Consider the following 20,921-nt stretch of genomic DNA (forward strand, 5'->3'; position numbering starts at 1 on the left):
CACCACTGCATGGCCGACCAACCGAATTCCCCGGAATCCTCCTCCCGTCCCGACAGCCGTGAACCGAACTGGGAGCGCGCGGCGCTCGAGCGGATCGCGCTCGCGGCCGTCAAGGAACAGCGCGCGGCACGGCGCTGGAAAATCTTCTTCCGCTTCGCGTTCCTCGGCGTGTTCGTGCTGTTCGCATTCGCGCTGATCGATTTCTCGAGCGATTCGAAATTCTCGTCGAGCGGGCGGCATACCGCGCTCGTGACGATCGACGGCGAGATCGCGGCCGGCGTCAATGCGAATGCCGACGACATCAACACGGCGCTCGACGCCGCATTCGACGACGACGGTACCGCCGGCGTCGTGCTGCGGATCAACAGCCCGGGCGGCAGCCCCGTGCAGGCCGGCATGGTCTACGACGAGATCCGGCGGCTGCGTGCGAAGCACCCGGACAAGCCGCTGTACGTCGTCGTGACCGACATGTGCGCTTCGGGCGGCTATTACATCGCGGCCGCGGCCGACAAGATCTTCGTCGACAAGGCGAGCATCGTCGGGTCGATCGGCGTGCTGATGGACGGTTTCGGCTTTACCGGCCTGATGGGCAAGCTCGGCGTCGAGCGCCGCCTGCATACGTCGGGCGAGAACAAGGGCTTCTACGATCCGTTCTCGCCGGAAACGCCGAAGATGGATGCGCATGCGCAGGCGCTGCTCGACCAGGTGCACGCGCAGTTCATCAAGGCCGTGAAGGATGGCCGCGGCAAGCGGCTGCACGAGACGCCCGACATGTTCTCGGGCCTGTTCTGGACCGGTGAGAAGAGCGTCGAGCTCGGGCTCGCCGACGGCTACGGCACGACCGACACGGTGGCGCGCGACGTGCTGAAGGCGCCTGATCTCGTCGACTACACGGTGAAGGAAAGCCTGACGAACCGTGTCGCCCGCAAGTTTGGCGCGGCCGTCGGCGGCGCCGCAATGAAGGCGCTGACGGCCGGCGGCGCATCGGTCAGCCTGCGCTGACTGGCCGGCGGCGGGCCGCAACGGCCCGCCCCGAGTCACTAGTTCATCGGCCGCGGCTTCAGTTCGCGAGCAGCAGGAAGATTGCGGGGCGCTTGTGCAGATTCGGCGCAGGCGCCTTTTTCCAGTCGGTCACGGTGCGGCTCGCGATCGTCTCGGTCGCGAGGGTCAGATCGGCCGCGACGCAGATCTGCGTCGACGGCGCGCAGGTCGCGACCAGCGTGTCGAGCATCGCCTGATTCCGGTACGGCGTTTCGATGAAGATCTGCGTCTGGCGCGCCTTGCGTGACAGTTGCTCAAGTTCGCGCAGGCGTTTCGCGCGCGCGGCCGCATCGACCGGCAGGTAGCCGTTGAACGCAAAGCTCTGGCCGTTCAGGCCCGACGCCATCAGCGCGAGCAGGATCGAACTCGGCCCGACGAGCGGCACGACCTTCACGCCGCGCTCGTGTGCGCGGCGCACCAGCAGCGCGCCGGGATCGGCGACGGCCGGGCAGCCGGCCTCCGACACGAGGCCGGCGTCCGCGCCGGCCAGTATCGGCGCGAGCAGCCGGTCGATGGCGCCGGCCGGCGTATTGACGTTCAGTTCGCTGATCTCGATTTCCTGGATCGGGCGCGTCGTGCCGATCTTCTTCAGAAACGCGCGCGTCGTCTTCGCGTTCTCGCCGATGTAGTAGCCGAGCGTGCCGGCGCGAGCCTGAACGGCCGCGGGCAGCACGGCGGCGAGCATCGATTCGTCGCCTTCGCCGAGCGTGTTCGGGACGAGGTAAAGCGTGCCGGCGGTCATGCGCGGTCTCCACGGGTGGTTGCAAACAGCGGGTATTCGGCGGCGCGCAGCATCCGCGTGAGCGCGATCAGCGGCAGGCCGACGAGTGCGGTCGGGTCGTCGGAGTCGATCGCGTCGAGCAGCGCGATGCCGAGCCCCTCGGATTTCGCGCTGCCGGCGACGTCGTACGGCGTTTCCGCGCGCAGGTAGGCGTCGAGTTCGGCCTCGGGCAGCGAGCGGAAGCGCACGTGCGTGACGACGTCCTCGACCTGGGCTTCGTCCGTGCGGCTGTCGTACAGGCACAGCGCGCTATGAAATTCGACTTCGCGGCCCTGCATCGACACGAGCTGCGCGAGCGCGCGCTCATGCGTGCCGGGCTTGCCGATCTGCAGGCCGTCGAAGGTCGCGACCTGGTCCGACCCGATCACGAGCACGCCGTCCGGCGCGTCGAGCGTCGCGGCCACCGCGCGCGCTTTCGCGCCGGCGAGGCGCAGCGCGGTCGCGGCTGGCGTTTCGCCGGCAAGCGGGGTTTCGTCGAGGTCGGGCGACAGGACGTCGAACGGCACGCCGAGGCGCTCGAGGAGCGCGCGGCGGTAACGGGAACTGGAGGCGAGAATCAGCCGCGGCGGGCGGCAAACGGTATCCGGCATGGTCGGTTGGATCGGTGAGTCGTCAGGTGTGGCGCGGCGTTGCGCGGACGCAAGCTTAAGTGATTGACCGCAAAAGGTAAAACAGGTATGCTTTCCCGCTTTTCGTCGGCAGGCTTTCGTTGTGGTGGCGCCTGCCGGGTCTTCGGAAGTAAAGTACGTCATCCGCGGATGAGCCGTACGCGAGCGGTAGCAAGCCGGATTCGCAAGTCAGCCTGTAGGCAGGAGCGCACATGAACACTTCTTCTGGCAAACCTGCGGCGGCGCTTGATCCGCACGCGGTCGACCTGTTCGAGTTCGCCCGCAGCGGGCGGCAGGCAGCAGGAGCGGTGCACCTCTCGCAACTGCCGCGCATGTTAAACGAAGTGCCGGCGGACGCGCCAGATCGCGACACGGTCTTCACTTGGCAGGCGGAAGGGTTCACGCAGAAGGAGTTGCAGGACGACGGCGCCGATGGGCAGCAACCGTACCTGCGCCTCGCGGTGCATGGCCATGCGTGGCTCACGTGCCAGCGTTGCATGACCCCGTACGACCAGGCGTTCGGCGTCGACATGACGTACCGGGTCGTCGCGACCGAAGAAGAAGCTGAAGAATTTCCGCTCGACGACGATGAAGCCGATGTGATCGTGGGCTCACGCCAGTTCGATCTCGTCGACTTGATCGAAGAGGAATTGCTGCTTTCGTTGCCGCTCGTGCCCAAGCACGAGGTTTGCCCGGCAGTTCACGAAAGCCTCGTGTCGGGTGCGAGCGGTCCCGCGGAAGAGACGGACGAGGAGTCCGACGAAGCCGGGGACGAAGGCAAACGGCCGAATCCGTTCGCAGCGCTGGAAGCGTTGAAGAAGGACGGTGACGGCACCAAGAAACACTAAGCAGTTGTGGCGCGGGAAGGCGTAAGGGCTTTGGGCCAGGGTAGTTAAGCGCCGGATCGGGCTGTGTTAGAATCCGGAAAATTATTTAGGAGTTAGTCATGGCAGTCCAGCAAAACAAGAAGTCGCCGTCGAAGCGCGGCATGCATCGTTCGCACGATTTCCTGACGGCAGCGCCGCTGGCAGTCGAGCCGAGCACGGGTGAAGTGCATCTGCGTCACCACGTCAGCCCGAACGGCTACTATCGCGGCAAGAAAGTCGTCAAGACGAAGAACGACTAAGCGTCAAGTCACGCGTTGCGCGCTACGTTCGCCGTTCGCGTGACAACTGGTTCGCTTGACACTTTCCTGGCGCAACAAAAAGGCGGCATTCAACTGCCGCTTTTTTGTGCCTGAAATTCGTCGCATTCCATGACCGTAAAGCTCACTATCGATTGCATGGGAGGCGACCACGGCCCGTCCGTGACCGTTCCCGCGGCAGTCAAGTTCGTCCGCGCGCATCCCGATGCGCACCTGATGCTCGTCGGCATCGAAAGCGCGATCCGCGCTCAGCTGAAGAAGCTGAAAGCCCTCGACGATCCCGCGCTGACCATCGTTCCCGCCACCGAAGTCGTGGCGATGGACGACCCTGTCGAAGTGGCGCTGCGCAAGAAGAAGGATTCTTCGATGCGCGTCGCGCTCAACCACGTCAAGGAAGGCGCGGCGCAGGCCTGTATCTCCGCCGGCAACACCGGCGCGCTGATGGCCGTTTCCCGTTACGTACTCAAGACGCTGCCCGGCATCGAGCGGCCCGCGATTGCGTTCGCACTGCCGAACCCGACCGGCTACACGATGATGCTGGACCTCGGCGCGAACGTCGACTGCGAACCGCAGCACCTGCTGCAGTTCGCGGAGATGGGGCACGCGCTCGTGGCCGCGCTCGAAGGCAAGGAACGCCCGACGATCGGCCTGCTGAACATCGGCGAAGAGGTCATCAAGGGCAACGAGACGATCAAGCGCGCAGGCGAACTGCTGCGCGCCAGCACGCTCAATTTCCGCGGCAACGTGGAAGGCAACGACATCTACAAGGGCACCGTCGACGTGATCGTGTGCGACGGCTTCGTCGGCAACGTCGCGCTGAAGACGTCGGAGGGGCTGGCGCAGATGCTGTCCGACATCATCCGCGAGGAGTTCGGCCGTTCGCTGATGTCGAAGCTGATGGCGCTGCTCGCGCTGCCGGTGCTGATGCGTTTCAAGAAGCGCGTCGACCACCGCCAGTACAACGGCGCAGCGTTGCTGGGGCTGAAGAGTCTCGTGATCAAGAGCCATGGTTCGGCCGACGCCTACGCGTTTGAGTGGGCGATCAAACGCGGGTATGATGCCGTCAAAAACGGCGTGCTGGAGCGCCTCGCGCGCGCGATGGCGGATAATTCAGTGTCGCTCGGCGACGGCGAACACGACGCGGGCGGCGCGGGCCAAGCAAGCCCGGCCGCAGGCCATCACGCCGAACCTTCCGCTGCGCAATCCTCTAAAGCATAAATGGCCCAATCGACTCTCTATTCCCGCGTGCTCGGCACGGGCAGCTACCTGCCGCCCGACCGCGTCACGAACCAGCAGTTGACCGATCGTCTTGCGAAGGAAGGCATCGAGACGAGCGATGAGTGGATCGTTGCGCGCACGGGCATCCATGCGCGCCATTTCGCCGCACCGGACGTCACGACGAGCGATCTCGCGCTCGAGGCGTCGCGTCGAGCGATCGAAGCAGCCGGTGTCGATCCGCAGTCGATCGACCTGATCATCGTCGCGACTTCGACCCCCGATTTCGTGTTCCCGAGTACCGCGTGCCTGCTGCAGAACAAGCTCGGCATCAAGAACGGCGGCGCGGCATTCGACGTGCAGGCCGTGTGTTCGGGCTTCGCCTATGCAATGGCGACGGCCGACAGCTTCATCCGCAGCGGCCAGCACCGTACGGCGCTCGTGGTCGGCGCGGAGACGTTCTCGCGCATTCTCGACTTCAAGGACCGCACGACCTGCGTGCTGTTCGGCGACGGCGCGGGCGCGGTGATCCTGTCCGCATCGGAAGAGCCGGGCGTGCTCGGCAGCGCGCTGCACGCGGACGGCAGCTATTCGCACATCCTCTGCACGCCGGGTAACGTCAACCGCGGCGTGATCGAGGGCAGCGCGTTCCTGTACATGGACGGGCAGGCCGTGTTCAAGCTCGCGGTCAACGTGCTCGAAAAGGTCGCGATCGAGGCGCTCGCGAAGGCGAATCTCGCGCCCGAGCAGATCGACTGGCTGATCCCGCACCAGGCCAACATCCGCATCATGACCAGCACCTGTCGCAAGCTCGGCCTGCCGCAGGAGCGCATGGTCGTGACGGTCGACCAGCACGGCAACACGTCGGCCGCGTCGATCCCGCTGGCGCTCGACACCGCGGTGCGCGACGGTCGCATCCAGCGTGGCCAGCACGTGCTGATCGAAGGCGTCGGCGGCGGCTTCACCTGGGGCGCGTCGGTCTTCCGCTTCTGATCCGCGGCGCGCGACAAGCTGCGCGCGGATCCCATCGGCGCGCCGTTCGTGCGCGCCGTCCGAATCGATTCAATTGGGGACGATATGAAATTTGCATTCGTTTTTCCGGGGCAGGGCTCGCAGGCGATCGGCATGCTCAACGCATTCGCCGATCTGGCCGTCGTGCGCGAGACGCTCCAGGAAGCGTCCGATGCACTCAATCAGGACCTCGGCAAGCTGATCGCCGAAGGCCCGGCCGAAGAGCTGAACCTCACCACCAATACGCAGCCCGTGATGCTGACCGCCGCCTACGCGTGCTACCGCGCGTGGCAGCAGGCAGGCGGCCCGGCGCCGTCGATCGTCGCCGGCCACAGCCTCGGTGAATACACGGCGCTCGTCGCCGCGGGTGCGCTCGCGTTCAAGGACGCGGTACCGCTCGTGCGCTTTCGCGCGCAGGCGATGCAGACGGCCGTGCCGGTCGGCCAGGGCGGCATGGCCGCGATCCTGGGCCTCGACGACGACACGGTGCGCGCGGTGTGCGCCGAAGCCGCGGAAGCGGGCGTCGTCGAAGCGGTGAACTTCAATGCGCCCGCGCAGGTCGTGATCGCAGGCAGCAAGGCCGCGGTCGAAAAGGCGTGCGAGATTGCGAAGGCGAAGGGCGCGAAGCGCGCGCTGCCGCTGCCGGTATCGGCGCCGTTCCATTCGTCGCTGCTCAAGCCGGCGTCGGATCAACTGCGCGACTATCTCGCGAACGTCGACGTCAAGGCGCCGCAGATTCCGGTCGTCAACAACATCGACGTGGCCGTGGTCAGCGATCCGGCTGCGATCAAGGACGCGCTGGTGCGCCAGGCCGCGGGCCCGGTGCGTTGGGTCGAGTGCGTGCAGCACATCGCCGGCATCGGCGTCACGCACGTGATCGAATGCGGTCCGGGCAAGGTGCTCACCGGCCTGACGAAACGCATCGACGGCAACCTGACGGGTGCGTCGGTGTTCGATCCGGCGTCGCTTGACGAAGCCCTCAAGCTGGTGACCGCCTGACGCGGCGCCTTTTTTCAAGAGACGGATATTCGATTCATGGAAAAGACTCTCGATAAACAGGTCGCGATCGTGACCGGCGCGTCGCGCGGCATCGGCCGTTCGATCGCGCTCGAACTCGCGCGCCTGGGCGCGACGGTGATCGGCACGGCAACGAGCGAATCGGGCGCCGCCGCGATCACCGCTGCATTCGCGGAAGCGGGCGTCACGGGCCGCGGCGCGGTGCTGAACGTCAACGACGCGGCTGCCGCCGAGGCACTGATCGATGCGACCGTGAAGGAGTTCGGCGCGCTGAACGTGCTCGTCAACAACGCAGGCATCACGCAGGACCAGCTCGCGATGCGGATGAAGGACGAGGACTGGGACGCGGTGATCGACACCAACCTGAAGTCGGTGTTCCGCCTGTCGCGCGCGGTGCTGCGCCCGATGATGAAGGCACGCGGCGGCCGTATCATCAACATCACGTCGGTGGTCGGCTCGGCCGGCAACCCGGGTCAGGTCAACTACGCGGCCGCGAAGGCCGGCGTGGCGGGCATGACGCGTGCGCTCGCGCGCGAGATCGGCAGCCGCGGCATCACCGTGAACTGCGTCGCGCCGGGCTTCATCGATACCGACATGACGAAGACGCTGCCGGAAGAACAGCAGGCCGCGCTCAAGACCCAGATTCCGCTCGGCCGCCTCGGCAGCCCGGAAGACATCGCCCATGCCGTCGCGTTCCTCGCATCGCCGCAGGCCGGTTATATCACCGGCACGACGCTGCACGTGAACGGCGGCATGTACATGTCGTAACGGTTTTCGTTTACCATCCGCGCCGTATCCCGTTTTTCAGTCGGATCGGCGCTTGATCGACCATCAAGCCAACGCGCGTTTTGGCGTCAGCAAACCTGATAAAATGCGCGCACTTGTAATTCTGAACTTTCCCTCGGAGGGGTAATGGACAACATCGAACAACGTGTCAAGAAGATCGTCGCTGAACAACTGGGCGTTGCGGAAGCCGAGATCAAGAACGAAGCTTCGTTCGTGAACGACCTGGGCGCCGATTCGCTCGACACGGTCGAACTGGTGATGGCTCTGGAAGACGAGTTCGGCATGGAAATCCCGGACGAAGAAGCAGAGAAGATCACGACCGTTCAGCAAGCGATCGACTACGCTCGCGCAAACGTCAAGGCGTAAGCGCCTTTCGCGCTTGTCCGCCACGTCGCCGCGATCTTCGCGATTGACGCGTCATCCAGCCGGCTTCGCGCCGGACGGACTAACAGCCACAGGGCTCGCAGGGCTGATTCCTGTGGCCACTGTGGCTTTTGTTTTTGTCATCCAATAATGGAAAAGAGGTTACCGTGAGCCGCCGTCGTGTTGTCGTTACAGGCCTGGGGCTGATTTCGCCTGTTGGCAATAGTGTTGCCGACGGCTGGGCCAATCTCGTCGCCGGCAAGTCCGGCATCGCCACCGTCACGAAGTTCGATTCGTCGAACCTCGCCGTCCATTTCGCGGGCGAAGTGAAGGGTTTCAACGCCGAGGAATACATCCCGGCGAAAGAAGCCCGGAGCATGGATACGTTCATCCATTACGGCATCGCCGCCGGCGTCCAGGCCATCAAGGACAGCGGGCTGGAAGTGACCGAAGCCAACGCGGAACGCATCGGCGTGATGGTCGGTTCCGGCATCGGCGGCCTGCCGATGATCGAAGATACGCACCAGACCTACGTCGATCGCGGCCCGCGCCGGATTTCGCCGTTCTTCGTGCCGGGTTCGATCATCAACATGATCTCGGGCCACCTGAGCATCATGTTCGGCCTGAAAGGCCCGAACCTCGCGGCCGTGACCGCCTGCACGACCGGCCTGCACAGCATCGGCCTCGCCGCGCGCCTGATCCAGGCCGGCGACGCCGACGTCATGGTCGCGGGCGGCGCCGAATCGACGGTGTCGCCGCTCGGTATCGGCGGTTTCGCGGCAGCGCGGGCGCTGTCGACCCGCAACGACGATCCGGCCGCGGCTTCCCGTCCGTGGGACAAGGATCGCGACGGCTTCGTGCTGGGCGAGGGCGCGGGCGTGATGGTGCTCGAAGAGTACGAGGCGGCGAAGGCACGTGGGGCCAAGATCTACGCGGAAGTCTCGGGCTTCGGCATGACGGGCGACGCGTACCACATGACCGCGCCGAACATGGACGGCCCGCGCCGCTGCATGGTCGCGGCACTGCGCGACGCCGGCGTGAATGCCGACGAGGTCCAGTACCTGAACGCGCATGGCACGTCGACGCCGCTGGGCGACAAGAACGAGTCCGACGCGGTGAAGGCAGCCTTCGGCGAGCATGCGTACAAGGTCGTCGTGAACTCGACGAAGTCGATGACGGGTCACCTGCTGGGTGGCGCGGGCGGCCTCGAATCGGTGTTCACGGTGCTGGCGCTGCACAACAACGTGTCGCCGCCGACCATCAACATCTTCAACCAGGACCCCGAGTGCGATCTCGATTACTGCGCGAACACCGCGCGTGACATGAAGATCGACGTCGCCGTGAAGAACAACTTCGGCTTCGGCGGTACCAACGGCACGCTGGTGTTCAAGCGCGTCTGACGCTGAATCGCTTGACGAGTCCATTCGATGCACCGGCCGGGCGTCCGCAGCGCTTTGCGTTGCGGGCCTCGGCCGTGTCGTATCTCGTGCTGGCCGCGTTCGTCGCGGCGGCTGCCGCGTCGGCATACCTGTTCTGGGCGCCGCGCGCGGGCGCTGCTGCCGGCGCAGGCGTGTCCGCCGCGACGGCCGCGCTGCTGGCCGTGTGTGCGGCGCGGGCCTGCGCCCGCCGGCTGCCGGCCGAGCTGCGGATCGATGCATTCGGGGAGATCGCGGCGTTTGGCCGCACCGGGCGGTTGCTGGCCCGCGGCCGCGTGACCGGCCATGCGCACTGGAGCAGCCTGCTGCTGGTGCTGTCGGTCGGGCAGGGCGCCCGGCGGGCCCGGCCGCTGCTGATTCCGGCCGATGCGCTCGACGCGGCGTCGTTCAGCGCGCTGTCCGTGCTGGCGAGAACCGCGGGCGCGGCGGGGCGGCCATGACGGCGGCACGGTTACCGACCGTAACCAGCGGTCGGCGCCGGAACGCTACAATGATGCTCCGCGTTGCATCCCTAGTTAACGGATTTGTCAGGTGAGTGAAAAAGAAATCGATCAGGCTCTGGTCGAACGCGTACAGAAGGGCGACAAGGCGGCGTTCGAACTCCTGGTCTCCAAATACCACCGCAAGATCATTCGGCTGATCTCGCGCCTCGTGCGGGATCCCGCCGAGGTCGAGGATGTGGCCCAGGACGCGTTCATCAAGGCGTATCGTGCGCTGCCGCAATTTCGCGGCGAATCGGCGTTCTATACGTGGTTGTACCGAATTGCCGTCAACACGGCGAAGAACTACCTTGCGACGCAAGGCCGCCGGGCGCCGACCTCGACCGAGGCCGATGCAGAGGAAGCGGAAACTTTCTCCGACGCAGACCAACTAAGGGATATCAACACGCCAGAGTCGATGTTGATGAGCAAGCAGATTGCCGAGACGGTCAACGCTGCGATGGCTCTGCTGCCCGAAGAATTGCGCCAGGCAATCACGCTGCGCGAGATCGAGGGCCTGAGCTACGAAGAGATCGCGGAAATGATGGGCTGTCCGATCGGGACGGTCCGGTCGCGGATCTTCCGCGCGCGCGAAGCAATCGCTGCCAAATTGCGTCCGCTGCTCGATACGCCCGAAGGCAAGCGCTGGTAAGCGCCTGGGGTGGAACGACGCGGGTCGGGGTCTAGTTACGGATAGAGTCGTGAAGTCACGACGGGGTGTGCAAGATGGGGAGCATCATGGGGTCGGTCAATACGCAATCGCAATCGCAGGCGGGCTCGCGCGGCGAGCGCCTTTCCGCGCTGGTTGACGGCGAAATGTTCGATGGCCCGGACCACGGGCAGTTTCTGGCTGAGCTCGACCGCGCGGACCGCGCTACATGGGCCCATTACCACCTGATCGGCGATGCGCTGCGCTCGGACGAGCTCGCGCTGTCGCCCGCGTTGAGCGTCGCGTTCACCGCGCGCATGTCGGCTGCGCTCGAAAGCGAGCCGCACCTGCTCGCGCCGGCGGCCGCGCCGGTCGCGCGCAAGCTGCTGTCGCTGCGCCGGCGCGTCGTGCCCGCGTTCGCGGTGGCGGCCGCGGCGGCCACGCTGACGTGGATCGTCGTCCCGCAGATGCAGACGGCCGGTGCCCCGGGCGCCGTCCAGGTCGCGTCGGCCGGTGCGCAGCAAGGCGGTAGCCTGCAGCGCGTGACGGTTGCGCAGGCATCGGCCCAGCCGGGCCTGCAGGACGTCAACATCATTCGCGATGCAAGCCTCGACCAATATCTTGAAGCGCACCAGCAATTCGCGCAGCAGCCCGTCGTCACGGGTTCGATGCCGCTGATCCGCGCAGCCGTGACCACCACGCCAGGCCAATAAACCCGATGCGGACATTGCAGTTGAATCACGCCATCTCCGGATGGAAGCGGCTGCCGGCCCTCCTGCTTTGCGCAGCCGCCCTGTTGTCCGTTCAATCCCTTCCCGCCAGCGCCCAGCAACCGGACGATCCCGTCGCGACCCGCAAGGGCGCCGCGGACTGGCTCGACCGCGTCCAGCAGGCGGCGCAGCAGCAGAGCTACGAAGGCACGTTCGTCTACCAGCGCGGCGGATATGTGCAGTCGTCGCGCATCGCGCACGTCGCGTCCCGCGACGGCGAATTCGAGCGGATCGAGACGCTCGACGGCAAGCCGCGCAAGCTGCTGCGGCATAACGACGAGCTGTACACGTTCGTGCCCGAGCGCAAGCTGTGCGTGGTCGAACGCCGTCAGACGCGCGACTCGTTCCCCGCGCTGCTCGGCGCGAGCGGCGAGCACGTGATGTCCGTCTACGATGCGAAGTCGCTCGGCAAGGACCGCGTGGCCGGGATCGACGCGCAGGTCGTCGAGCTCGTGCCGAAGGATGCGTACCGCTTCACGTACAAGCTGTGGGCCGACACGCGCACCGGGCTGCTGCTGCGTTCGCAGACGCTCGATGCGAACGATCACGTGCTCGAACAGATTGCGTTCTCCCAGTTGCAGGCGGGCGGCGCGAGCGGTGACAAGGCCGCGATCGCGGCCGGCATGCGCAACCTGAGCGGCTGGACGGTCGTGCGGCCGCCGGTCGCGGCGGTCGACATGGAAGCGCAGGGCTGGCAGCTCGCCCCGAGCGTCGCCGGTTTCCAGAAGATTCGTGAAGTGCGCCGGCCGATGGCTGCGCGCGATGCGGGCGATCCACCGATCGCGGTCGATCAGGCTGTCTTCACCGACGGTCTCGCGACGATCTCGGTGTTCATCGAGCCGGCCGAGAAGAATACGCGCAAGGAAGGCGCGGGCAGCACCGGTGCGACACACGTTCTCGTGAAGCGTCGCGGCGACTACTGGATCACCGTGCTCGGCGAAGTGCCGCCGGCTACGTTGCAGCAGTTCGCGTCTGCCATAGAATACAAGGCTTCCAAGTAACGCTACGGCTTCCGACATGATGAAACTCACGCTGCGCAAATGGTTCGCGGCGGCGGCGCTGTCTGCCTGCCTGCCGCTCGTGCCGCATACCGCGTTCGCCGTGACGGCTCCCGCTGCCAGCCTGCCCGACTTCGCCGATCTGGTCGAAAAGGTCGGGCCGGCCGTCGTGAACATCCGGACCACCGCCAACGTGCCGACGAGCAGCGGCCCGCGCGGGATGCTCCCGCCGGGCTTCGACAACGGCGACATGTCGGAATTCTTCCGGCGCTTCTTCGGCATTCCGCTGCCGCAGGCGCCCGGCAACGGCGGCGGCAACGGCAGCAACCCGAAGAACGCGCCGGCGCCGGACAATCCGCCCGATACCGAGCAGAACCGCGGCGTGGGCTCGGGCTTCATCGTGTCGGCCGACGGTTACGTGATGACCAATGCGCACGTCGTTGACGATGCGGACACCATCTACGTGACGCTGACCGACAAGCGCGAATTCAAGGCGAAGCTGATCGGTGTCGACGACCGCACGGACGTCGCGGTCGTCAAGATCCAGGCGTCGAACCTGCCGGTCGTTGCGATCGGCGATTCGAACAAGGTGCGCGTTGGCGAGTGGGTCGTTGCGATCGGTTCGCCGTTCGGCCTCGACAACACGGTGACGGCCGGTATCGTCAGCTCGAAGAGCCGCAACACGGGCGACTACCTGCCGTTCATCCAGACCGACGTCGCCGTGAACCCGGGCAACTCGGGTGGCCCGTTGATCAACATGCAGGGCGAGGTGATCGGCATCAACTCGCAGATCTACAGCCGTACTGGCGGCTTCATGGGCATCTCGTTCGCGATTCCGATCGACGAGGCGATGCGCGTGGCCGATCAGTTGAAGGCGACCGGCAAGGTCACGCGCGGCCGGATCGCGGTGGCGATCGGCGAGGTGACGAAGGACGTGGCCGATTCGATCGGGCTGCCGAAGGCCGAAGGCGCGCTGGTCAGCAGCGTCGAGCCGGGCGGCCCGGCCGACAAGGCGGGTATCCAGCCGGGCGACATTATCCTGAAGTTCAACGGCCGTTCGGTCGATACGGCGTCGGATCTGCCGCGCATGGTTGGTGACACGAAGCCCGGCGCGAAGGCGACGGTCAGCGTGTGGCGCAAGGGTCAGGCACGCGATCTGCCGATCACGATCGCGGAGACGCCGGCCGAGTCGACGGCGAAGGCCGAGCAGCGCAAGAACGTGCCGCAGAAGCCGCGCCAGACCAATTCGCTCGGCCTGACGGTCAGCGACCTGACGGCCGATCAGATGAAGACGCTGAAGTTGAAGAACGGCGTGCAGATCGACGGCGTCGACGGTCCGGCCGCGCGTGCAGGCCTGCAGCGCGGCGACATCGTGCTGCGCGTCGGCGACACCGACATCACGAACGCGAAGCAGTTCGCCGACGTGACGGCGCAGCTCGATCCGCAGAAGGCGGTCGCGGTGCTCGTGCGGCGTGGCGACAACACGCAGTTCGTGCCCGTGCGGCCGCGCCAGAAGTAACGCGCCGATGTTCACGCTCTACGGCCGCGGCTGGTGCCACCTGTGCGACGACATGCGCGACGCACTGGCGCCGGTGGCGGCCGAATTCGGCGTCGTGGTCGAATACGTCGACATCGATGCGGATGCGGCGCTGGTTGCCCGTTATGACGAGGACGTGCCCGTGCTGTTGCTGGACGGGGCGGAAGTGTGCCGTCACCGGTTCGACGACATGCGGGTGCGCGACGCGCTGGCAGCCCGGCGCTGAGCCTGGCCAGCCGCCGGCCGGCGTCGCCTGGCACGGGGCTCGACCCGGGGGCGCCTCCGGCGGGCCGCTGCGCGGCCCGGCGTCCGAAATCCCGCCCGTCGTAAGCCTTTTCGGCTAAAATAGGCTGTTTTTTCACCGACTTACAAGGCGTGCTCCGCAGTCGTCGAGCGCGCCTTTTTCGCTTGATCGGCACTGAATGGATCATATTCGCAATTTCTCGATCATCGCGCACATCGACCATGGCAAGTCGACGCTCGCGGATCGCATCATCCAGGTATGCGGCGGTCTCGCCGACCGTGAAATGGAGGCGCAGGTGCTCGACTCGATGGATATCGAGCGCGAGCGCGGCATCACGATCAAGGCACAGACGGCGGCATTGTCCTATCGCGCGCGCGACGGCAAGGTCTACAACCTGAACCTGATCGATACGCCGGGGCACGTCGACTTCTCGTACGAGGTCAGCCGCTCGCTGTCCGCGTGCGAAGGCGCGCTGCTGGTCGTCGATGCCAGCCAGGGCGTCGAGGCGCAGACGGTCGCGAACTGCTACACGGCGATCGAGCTCGGTGTCGAAGTCGTGCCCGTGCTGAACAAGATCGACCTGCCGGCCGCGAACCCCGAGAACGCGATCGAGGAGATCGAGGACGTGATCGGCATCGACGCGACCGACGCGACGCGCTGCAGCGCGAAGACGGGGCTCGGCGTCGAAGACGTGCTCGAAGCGCTGATCGCGAAGGTGCCGCCGCCGAAGGGCGACCCCGACGCGCCGCTGCAGGCGCTCATCATCGATTCGTGGTTCGACAACTATGTCGGCGTCGTGATGCTGGTGCGCATCGTCAACGGCACGCTGCGTCCGAAGGACAAGATCAAGATGATGGCGACCGGCGCGCAGTATCCGGTCGAGCACGTCGGTGTGTTCACGCCGAAGTCGCGCAATCTCGATTCGCTGTCGGCGGGGCAGGTGGGCTTCATCATCGCCGGCATCAAGGAACTGACGGCCGCGAAGGTCGGCGATACCGTCACGCATGTGACCAAGGCCGCCGCCGAAGCGCTGCCGGGCTTCAAGGAAGTGAAGCCGCAGGTGTTCGCCGGACTCTACCCGGTGGAAGCGAACCAGTACGACGCGCTGCGCGAATCGCTCGAGAAGCTGAAGCTCAACGATGCGTCGCTGCAGTACGAACCGGAAGTGTCGCAGGCGCTCGGCTTCGGTTTCCGCTGCGGCTTCCTCGGGCTGCTGCACATGGAAATCGTGCAGGAGCGCCTCGAACGCGAATTCGACATGGACCTCATCACGACCGCACCGACGGTTGTCTACGAGGTCGTGATGAACGGTGGCTCGATCGTCAAGGTCGAGAATCCGGCGAAGATGCCGGAGCCGCCGAAGATCGAGGAGATCCGCGAACCGATCGTCACGGTGAACCTGTACATGCCGCAGGACTACGTCGGCTCGGTGATCACGTTGTGCGAGCAGAAGCGCGGCTCACAGATCAACATGCAGTATCACGGCCGCCAAGTGCAGCTGACCTACGAAATCCCGATGGCCGAGATCGTGCTCGATTTCTTCGATCGCCTGAAATCGGTGTCGCGCGGCTATGCGTCGATGGATTACGAGTTCAAGGAATACCGGTCGGCCGACGTTGTGAAGGTCGACATGCTGATCAACGGCGACAAGGTCGACGCGCTGTCGGTGATCGTCCACCGGTCGCAATCGCAGTATCGCGGCCGCGAAGTGGCGGCGAAGATGCGCGAGATCATTCCGCGCCAGATGTACGACGTGGCGATTCAGGCGACGATCGGTGCGCATATCATTGCACGCGAGAACATCAAGGCGCTGCGCAAGAACGTGCTGGCGAAGTGTTATGGCGGCGACATCACGCGTAAGAAGAAGCTGCTCGAAAAGCAGAAGGCCGGCAAGAAACGCATGAAGCAGGTGGGTTCGGTCGAGATCCCGCAGGAAGCGTTCCTTGCGATCTTGCGCGTCGAAGACAAATAACAGGACTGTTCCTTTTATGAATTTTGCGCTGATTCTTTTTGTGCTCGTCGTCGTGACGGGCGTAGCGTGGGTGCTGGACAAACTGGTGTTCCTGCCGCGGCGACGCAAGGCAGCCGACTCGGCGATCGAGGAGTTCGATCGCCAGCAGTCGCGCATCGACAAGCGTTTCGCGGATGAAAACGCGGTGCAGACGCGTTCGAAGCTGCGTGACGAGAAGCTGCGCCAGCCGTGGTGGCTCGAGTACACCGCGAGCTTCTTCCCGGTGATCCTGGCCGTGTTCGTCGTGCGTTCGTTCGTCGTCGAGCCGTTCAAGATTCCGTCGGGCTCGATGGTGCCGACGCTGCTCGTCGGCGATTTCATTCTCGTCAACAAGTTCGAATACGGGCTGCGCCTGCCCGTCACGAACACGAAGATCACGCAGGGCAGCCCGCTGTCGCGCGGCGACGTCGTCGTGTTCCGTTATCCGAAGGACGAGTCGGTCGACTACATCAAGCGCGTGATCGGCCTGCCGGGCGACACGGTCGCGTATCAGGACAAGCAGCTCACGATCAACGGCCAGCCGGTGCCTGAGACGCCGCTGCCGGATTTCTTCGACGACGAGCGCCAGAATTACGCGAAGCAGTTCGAAGAAACGATCGGCAACAAGAAGAACGCGATCCTCAACAACCCGGCCGTGCCGCCGTTCGTGATGGGCGCCTACGACTATCCGTATCGCGACAACTGCACGTACAACAGCCGCGGCGTGATCTGCAAGGTGCCGCCGGGTCACTACTTCATGATGGGCGACAACCGCGACAACAGTGCGGACAGCCGCTACTGGGGTTTCGTGCCGGACCAGAACATCGTCGGCCGCGCGTTCTTCATCTGGATGAACTTCAGCGACCTGAAGCGCATCGGTTCCTTCAACTGATCGCAGTCGACTCGCACGCAATACGCGACGCACGGGCCGCGTCGCGTATTGCCGAACTACTTTAAGAACTGGCGGTAACACCGCCTCGTCACGCCTTTTCGCGTCCGGCCGAGCCGTTTCGGCCCGACCGGCGCCCGCGTTATACTCCTGCACATGCCCCTATCCCAGTTGGAAAGCCGGCTGCGCTACGAATTTCGCAATGCGGAATTGTTGCGCCAGGCTTTGACCCATCGCAGTCACAGTGCCACGCACAACGAACGGCTCGAGTTTCTCGGCGACTCCGTTCTGAATTGCGCGGTGGCCGCCCTTTTGTTCCAGCGTTTCAGCAAGCTGGACGAAGGCGATCTGTCGCGCGTACGCGCCAATCTCGTCAAACAGCAGTCGCTGTACGAAATTGCTCAGGCCCTGAATATTTCGGACGGACTGCGGCTGGGCGAGGGCGAGCTGCGCAGCGGCGGGTTCCGGCGCCCGTCGATCCTCGCGGACGCGTTCGAAGCCATCATCGGGGCCGTGTTCCTCGATGGCGGCTTCGAAGCCGCCCAAGGGGTCATCAAGCGCCTCTACATCCCGATTCTCGACCACATCGATCCGCGCACGCTCGGCAAGGATGCGAAGACGCTTCTGCAGGAATACCTGCAGGGGCACAAGATCGCACTGCCGACCTACACGGTCGTCGCCACGCATGGTGCGGCGCACAATCAGCAGTTCGAGGTTGAATGCACGGTGCCGAAGCTGGACGTGAAGGTCTCGGGCTCCGGCGCGAGCCGGCGCGCGGCCGAGCAGGCCGCCGCGAAGAAGGCGCTCGACGAAGTGATGGCCGCCGCGCCGATGCTGGCCGCGAAGCCGAAGCGCTCGAAAAACGCGCGCGGATCGAAGCATGTCGAGCCTGAGATCGTGCCGGGCGTGAAGGGGGTGCAGGAAGCACTCGACTTGCGCTCGCCCGAGCGGAAGGAACGCGCGGCTGCACGCGAGGCCAGGGCGGCCGCCGGTGCGGCGCCCGCGGCAACGGCTGCGACCGGCGCCGAGCCGTCCGTCGCGCCGATGGCCGCGATTCGCGCGGCGCATGTCGAGCCGGCTGCCGACAAGGGCGAACGGGCGGCGAAGCCGGCGACCGACAAGGTGGCCGACAAGCCGGCCGAGCGGCTCGACAAGGCCGTGGAAAAGCCCGTCGACGCCACGCCGCGTGCAGCCGACAAGCCGGCCGGCCAGGCGGCCGATCCGGCATCCTCGTCCGCCGACAAGTCTTCCGCCGGGTCCGACCCCGCTGCGCGCCCGACCGCACGTGTACGCGACGCCGCTGCACCGGACGCCGAGACGCCGCCGGGCGGTTCGAGCCTCGCCGCCGCGCAGGCGCGCGTGGCCGATGCCGACCACTGAATTGCCCAGCGATCGTGCCGCGCGCCGCGCGGCCGTTTCCGAACCTGTCTCCCAAACGATATGAACACTCCCGCTCCTACCGGCTTCCGTTGCGGCATGATCGCGATCGTGGGCCGCCCGAACGTCGGCAAGTCGACGTTGATGAACGCACTCGTCGGCCAGAAGATCAGCATCACGTCGCGCAAGGCGCAGACGACCCGCCACCGCATCACCGGTATCAACACGTTCGACGACGCGCAATTCGTGTTCGTCGACACGCCGGGCTTCCAGACCCGTCACAGCACCGCGCTGAACCGTTCGCTGAACCGCGCGGTCACGTCGACGCTGACGTCGGTCGACGTGATCCTGTTCGTGATCGAGGCCGGCCGCTTCGGGCCCGACGACCAGAAGGTGCTCGACCTGATCCCGCCCGGCATGCCGACGCTGCTGATCACGAACAAGATCGACCGGGTGGCCGACAAGGCCACGCTGTATCCGTTCATGCAGAAAATGAACACGCTGCGCGAATTCGCCGAGCTCGTGCCGCTGTCGGCGCAGCAGCCGGACGACATCAAGCGGCTGCTGGAGACGATCAAGCCGTACCTGCCGGAAGGCCAGCCGATCTACGGCGAGGACGAGCTGACCGACCGCAGTTCGCGTTTTCTCGCGGCTGAAATCCTGCGCGAGAAGGTGTTCCGCTGGACCGGCGACGAACTGCCGTACACGAGCACCGTCGTGATCGACAAGTTCGAGGAAGAAGGGCGGCTGAAGCGCATCTTCGCGACGATCCTCGTCGAACGCGATTCGCACAAGGCGATGGTGATCGGCAAGAAGGGCGAGAAGCTCAAGCAGATCAGCACCGAGGCGCGGATGGACATGGAAAAGCTGTTCGACGGCCCCGTGTATCTCGAGACCTTCGTGAAGGTGAGAAGCGGCTGGGCAGACAACGAGGCCGGACTGCGCGCCTATGGGTACGAATGACGCGCTGACGTCGACTGAAGACGCGGTGACGGCCGGCGCGAACGACGCGCCGCTGCCGGCTCCGCCCGAGCCGCCGCGCAAGGCGCGGCGCGCGACGTCTCGCACGTCCGATTTCCGCGTCGCCGAGCAGCCGGCGTTCGTGCTGCACAGCTATCCGTATCGCGAAACGAGCCTGATCGTCGACGTGCTGACGCGCGATCACGGCCGGCTCGCGCTCGTCGCGAAGGGCGCGAAGCGCCCGCACTCCGCGCTGCGCGGCGTGCTGCAGACGTTCCAGCCGCTGCTGCTGTCCTGGTCCGGCAAATCCGAGGTGCGCACGCTGACGGGCGCCGAGTGGGTTGGCGGCATGCTGCCGCTCGGCGGCGACGGGCTGCTGTGCGGCTTCTACGCGAACGAGCTGCTCGTCAAATTCTGCGCACGCGAGGATCCGCAGCCGCCGCTGTTCAATCACTACGTGCTGACGCTCACGCGCTTGGCGCACGGCGAACCCGCGGTGCAGGTGCTGCGCTCGTTCGAACGCGTGCTGCTGCGCGAGACCGGCTATGCGATGGCGCTGAACCGCACGGTCGCGCGCCGCGCGGTCGAACCGGACGGCCGTTACGTGTTCGATCCCGAGCGCGGCGTGCGCCATGCGGACGACGATGTGCCGTCGCACTGGCCGGTCATCACCGGACAGACGTTGCTCGACATGGAGCAGGACGATTACCATCGAGCCCAGACGGTTGCGCAAAGCAAGACGCTGATGCGCTTCCTGCTGAACACCTATCTTGGCGGTACGCCGCTCGCCACGCGTCAGATCCTGATCGACCTGCAAAACCTATGAGCTTCTTCCTGACAACGCCCACCGCCATCGACCTCGGCGTGAACATCGACCACGTCGCGACGCTGCGCAATGCGCGCGGCACGACTTATCCCGATCCGATCCGCGCGGCGCTCGCCGCCGAAGAGGCCGGTGCGGACGCGATCACGCTGCATCTGCGCGAGGATCGCCGTCACATCGTCGACGCCGACGTGCGCAAGCTGCGCCCGCTGCTGAAGACGCGCATGAATCTCGAGTGCGCGGTGACGGCCGAGATGCTGGACATCGCATGCGAAGTGCGCCCGCACGATGCGTGTCTCGTGCCCGAGAAGCGCGAGGAGCTGACGACCGAAGGCGGCCTCGATGTCGCCGGGCACTTCGAGGCCGTGCGTGCGGCGTGCAAGCAACTGGCCGACGTGGGCGTGCGCGTGTCGCTGTTCATCGATCCGGACGAAACGCAGATCCGCGCCGCGCACGAAGCGGGCGCACCGGTGATCGAACTGCATACGGGCCGCTACGCGGAAGCGCACGACGAAGCCGAACAGCAGCGCGAGTACGAGCGCATCGTCGCAGGCGTGCAGGCCGGCGCGCAGCTTGGCCTGAAGGTCAATGCGGGTCACGGGCTGCATTACACGAACGTGCAGCAGATCGCCGCGATCGACGGCATCGTCGAGCTGAACATCGGTCACGCGATCGTCGCGCACGCGATCTTCGCGGGCTGGGACAACGCGGTGCGCGAGATGAAGGCGATCATGGTCGCCGCCCGCGTCGCCGCGCTGCACGGCGGCGCGCGCTGAAGATGGCATACGGCCGCGTCCGCGCGT

Annotated in this window: 23 protein-coding genes; 21 read left to right on the top strand and 2 right to left on the bottom strand. The window is 65.7% G+C overall.

The annotated features are described in order from the left end of the window. Positions 1–9 precede the first annotated feature (9 nt). Positions 10–1,002 carry a S49 family peptidase gene (locus OHZ10_RS05535; protein WP_059235382.1) on the top strand — a complete coding sequence of 331 codons (993 nt, stop codon included), beginning with the start codon at positions 10–12 and terminating at the stop codon, positions 1,000–1,002. A gap of 58 nt (positions 1,003–1,060) precedes the next feature. Here the strand turns inward: OHZ10_RS05535 and OHZ10_RS05540 are convergent, their stop codons facing one another. Both OHZ10_RS05540 and OHZ10_RS05545 read right to left on the bottom strand, forming a co-directional pair. Continuing rightward, a complete protein-coding gene (locus OHZ10_RS05540) occupies positions 1,061–1,783 on the bottom strand; it encodes an SAM-dependent methyltransferase (protein ID WP_059235380.1) in 723 nt (240 codons plus the stop codon). Continuing rightward, the gene (locus OHZ10_RS05545) at positions 1,780–2,412 is read right to left on the bottom strand and encodes a Maf-like protein (RefSeq protein ID WP_059235378.1); all 633 of its coding nucleotides are present in this window, start codon (positions 2,410–2,412) and stop codon (positions 1,780–1,782) included. Before OHZ10_RS05545 ends, OHZ10_RS05540 begins: the two co-directional genes overlap by 4 nt. Before the next feature lie 230 nt (positions 2,413–2,642). Between OHZ10_RS05545 and OHZ10_RS05550 the strand changes: the two genes are divergently transcribed. From OHZ10_RS05550 to pdxJ, 20 genes are all read left to right on the top strand, one after another. Next, on the top strand, positions 2,643–3,278 hold the full coding sequence (locus OHZ10_RS05550; RefSeq protein WP_059235376.1) for a DUF177 domain-containing protein: 636 nt from the start codon (positions 2,643–2,645) through the stop codon (positions 3,276–3,278). A gap of 98 nt (positions 3,279–3,376) precedes the next feature. Then, positions 3,377–3,556, top strand: a complete 180-nt coding sequence (rpmF, locus tag OHZ10_RS05555) for a 50S ribosomal protein L32 (protein WP_006051932.1) — start codon at positions 3,377–3,379, stop codon at positions 3,554–3,556. A gap of 129 nt (positions 3,557–3,685) precedes the next feature. Further along, entirely contained in the window at positions 3,686–4,792 is a 1,107-nt protein-coding gene (gene plsX, locus OHZ10_RS05560) for a phosphate acyltransferase PlsX (RefSeq protein ID WP_006476507.1), read from the top strand. Beyond that, positions 4,793–5,782 carry a beta-ketoacyl-ACP synthase III gene (locus OHZ10_RS05565; RefSeq protein ID WP_034186497.1) on the top strand — a complete coding sequence of 330 codons (990 nt, stop codon included), beginning with the start codon at positions 4,793–4,795 and terminating at the stop codon, positions 5,780–5,782. It begins immediately after the preceding gene. An 84-nt stretch (positions 5,783–5,866) separates the two neighbouring features. Continuing rightward, complete coding sequence (gene fabD, locus OHZ10_RS05570) at positions 5,867–6,799, top strand: ACP S-malonyltransferase (RefSeq protein ID WP_342703883.1); 933 nt, start codon at positions 5,867–5,869, stop codon at positions 6,797–6,799. Between the two features lie 36 nt (positions 6,800–6,835). Beyond that, a complete protein-coding gene (gene fabG, locus OHZ10_RS05575) occupies positions 6,836–7,585 on the top strand; it encodes a 3-oxoacyl-ACP reductase FabG (protein WP_034183095.1) in 750 nt (249 codons plus the stop codon). Between the two features lie 144 nt (positions 7,586–7,729). Continuing rightward, positions 7,730–7,969 carry an acyl carrier protein gene (gene acpP / locus OHZ10_RS05580; RefSeq protein ID WP_004197638.1) on the top strand — a complete coding sequence of 80 codons (240 nt, stop codon included), beginning with the start codon at positions 7,730–7,732 and terminating at the stop codon, positions 7,967–7,969. Between the two features lie 164 nt (positions 7,970–8,133). Beyond that, positions 8,134–9,366, top strand: coding sequence for a beta-ketoacyl-ACP synthase II (gene fabF / locus OHZ10_RS05585; RefSeq protein WP_059235373.1), 1,233 nt, complete (start codon positions 8,134–8,136; stop codon positions 9,364–9,366). An 11-nt stretch (positions 9,367–9,377) separates the two neighbouring features. Further along, entirely contained in the window at positions 9,378–9,842 is a 465-nt protein-coding gene (locus OHZ10_RS05590; RefSeq protein WP_059235371.1) for a hypothetical protein, read from the top strand. A 91-nt stretch (positions 9,843–9,933) separates the two neighbouring features. After that, positions 9,934–10,533 carry an RNA polymerase sigma factor RpoE gene (gene rpoE, locus OHZ10_RS05595; RefSeq protein ID WP_006490873.1) on the top strand — a complete coding sequence of 200 codons (600 nt, stop codon included), beginning with the start codon at positions 9,934–9,936 and terminating at the stop codon, positions 10,531–10,533. Between the two features lie 86 nt (positions 10,534–10,619). Beyond that, positions 10,620–11,243 (top strand): sigma-E factor negative regulatory protein, encoded by a 624-nt coding sequence (locus OHZ10_RS05600; protein WP_174993494.1) that lies wholly within the window; start codon positions 10,620–10,622, stop codon positions 11,241–11,243. Between the two features lie 5 nt (positions 11,244–11,248). Further along, positions 11,249–12,301: a MucB/RseB C-terminal domain-containing protein gene (locus OHZ10_RS05605; protein WP_174993495.1), complete on the top strand. Its 1,053-nt coding sequence runs from the start codon at positions 11,249–11,251 to the stop codon at positions 12,299–12,301. A gap of 16 nt (positions 12,302–12,317) precedes the next feature. Next, complete coding sequence (locus OHZ10_RS05610) at positions 12,318–13,817, top strand: DegQ family serine endoprotease (RefSeq protein ID WP_059235364.1); 1,500 nt, start codon at positions 12,318–12,320, stop codon at positions 13,815–13,817. 7 nt (positions 13,818–13,824) lie between these two features. After that, positions 13,825–14,061, top strand: a complete 237-nt coding sequence (locus OHZ10_RS05615) for a glutaredoxin family protein (RefSeq protein ID WP_059235362.1) — start codon at positions 13,825–13,827, stop codon at positions 14,059–14,061. Positions 14,062–14,257: 196 nt separating this feature from the next. Then, the gene (gene lepA, locus OHZ10_RS05620; RefSeq protein ID WP_059235360.1) at positions 14,258–16,051 is read left to right on the top strand and encodes a translation elongation factor 4; all 1,794 of its coding nucleotides are present in this window, start codon (positions 14,258–14,260) and stop codon (positions 16,049–16,051) included. A gap of 16 nt (positions 16,052–16,067) precedes the next feature. Further along, complete coding sequence (gene lepB / locus OHZ10_RS05625; protein WP_011544943.1) at positions 16,068–16,961, top strand: signal peptidase I; 894 nt, start codon at positions 16,068–16,070, stop codon at positions 16,959–16,961. A 153-nt stretch (positions 16,962–17,114) separates the two neighbouring features. Then, positions 17,115–18,338: a ribonuclease III gene (gene rnc, locus OHZ10_RS05630; RefSeq protein WP_059235358.1), complete on the top strand. Its 1,224-nt coding sequence runs from the start codon at positions 17,115–17,117 to the stop codon at positions 18,336–18,338. A 60-nt stretch (positions 18,339–18,398) separates the two neighbouring features. Then, the gene (era, locus tag OHZ10_RS05635; RefSeq protein ID WP_059235356.1) at positions 18,399–19,298 is read left to right on the top strand and encodes a GTPase Era; all 900 of its coding nucleotides are present in this window, start codon (positions 18,399–18,401) and stop codon (positions 19,296–19,298) included. After that, positions 19,285–20,121: a DNA repair protein RecO gene (gene recO, locus OHZ10_RS05640; RefSeq protein ID WP_059235354.1), complete on the top strand. Its 837-nt coding sequence runs from the start codon at positions 19,285–19,287 to the stop codon at positions 20,119–20,121. Before era ends, recO begins: the two co-directional genes overlap by 14 nt. After that, positions 20,118–20,894, top strand: a complete 777-nt coding sequence (gene pdxJ, locus OHZ10_RS05645) for a pyridoxine 5'-phosphate synthase (RefSeq protein ID WP_031400031.1) — start codon at positions 20,118–20,120, stop codon at positions 20,892–20,894. The genes recO and pdxJ overlap by 4 nt, the downstream gene beginning before the upstream one ends. Positions 20,895–20,921 lie beyond the last annotated feature (27 nt).

This window comes from Burkholderia arboris (genome assembly GCF_038723655.1).
In the GTDB taxonomy this organism is placed as follows: domain Bacteria; phylum Pseudomonadota; class Gammaproteobacteria; order Burkholderiales; family Burkholderiaceae; genus Burkholderia; species Burkholderia arboris.

Coding starts and splice junctions, on each gene's coding strand:
- OHZ10_RS05550 (WP_059235376.1), top strand. CDS start 2,643: ATGAACACTTCTTCTGGCAAACCTGCGGCGGCGCTTGATCCGCACGCG.
- acpP (WP_004197638.1), top strand. CDS start 7,730: ATGGACAACATCGAACAACGTGTCAAGAAGATCGTCGCTGAACAACTG.
- rpmF (WP_006051932.1), top strand. CDS start 3,377: ATGGCAGTCCAGCAAAACAAGAAGTCGCCGTCGAAGCGCGGCATGCAT.
- fabD (WP_342703883.1), top strand. CDS start 5,867: ATGAAATTTGCATTCGTTTTTCCGGGGCAGGGCTCGCAGGCGATCGGC.
- OHZ10_RS05535 (WP_059235382.1), top strand. CDS start 10: ATGGCCGACCAACCGAATTCCCCGGAATCCTCCTCCCGTCCCGACAGC.
- OHZ10_RS05540 (WP_059235380.1), bottom strand. CDS start 1,783: ATGACCGCCGGCACGCTTTACCTCGTCCCGAACACGCTCGGCGAAGGC.
- OHZ10_RS05610 (WP_059235364.1), top strand. CDS start 12,318: ATGATGAAACTCACGCTGCGCAAATGGTTCGCGGCGGCGGCGCTGTCT.
- OHZ10_RS05565 (WP_034186497.1), top strand. CDS start 4,793: ATGGCCCAATCGACTCTCTATTCCCGCGTGCTCGGCACGGGCAGCTAC.
- recO (WP_059235354.1), top strand. CDS start 19,285: ATGGGTACGAATGACGCGCTGACGTCGACTGAAGACGCGGTGACGGCC.
- pdxJ (WP_031400031.1), top strand. CDS start 20,118: ATGAGCTTCTTCCTGACAACGCCCACCGCCATCGACCTCGGCGTGAAC.
- plsX (WP_006476507.1), top strand. CDS start 3,686: ATGACCGTAAAGCTCACTATCGATTGCATGGGAGGCGACCACGGCCCG.
- rnc (WP_059235358.1), top strand. CDS start 17,115: ATGCCCCTATCCCAGTTGGAAAGCCGGCTGCGCTACGAATTTCGCAAT.
- OHZ10_RS05615 (WP_059235362.1), top strand. CDS start 13,825: ATGTTCACGCTCTACGGCCGCGGCTGGTGCCACCTGTGCGACGACATG.
- OHZ10_RS05605 (WP_174993495.1), top strand. CDS start 11,249: ATGCGGACATTGCAGTTGAATCACGCCATCTCCGGATGGAAGCGGCTG.
- lepA (WP_059235360.1), top strand. CDS start 14,258: ATGGATCATATTCGCAATTTCTCGATCATCGCGCACATCGACCATGGC.
- OHZ10_RS05600 (WP_174993494.1), top strand. CDS start 10,620: ATGGGGTCGGTCAATACGCAATCGCAATCGCAGGCGGGCTCGCGCGGC.
- OHZ10_RS05545 (WP_059235378.1), bottom strand. CDS start 2,412: ATGCCGGATACCGTTTGCCGCCCGCCGCGGCTGATTCTCGCCTCCAGT.
- fabG (WP_034183095.1), top strand. CDS start 6,836: ATGGAAAAGACTCTCGATAAACAGGTCGCGATCGTGACCGGCGCGTCG.
- era (WP_059235356.1), top strand. CDS start 18,399: ATGAACACTCCCGCTCCTACCGGCTTCCGTTGCGGCATGATCGCGATC.
- lepB (WP_011544943.1), top strand. CDS start 16,068: ATGAATTTTGCGCTGATTCTTTTTGTGCTCGTCGTCGTGACGGGCGTA.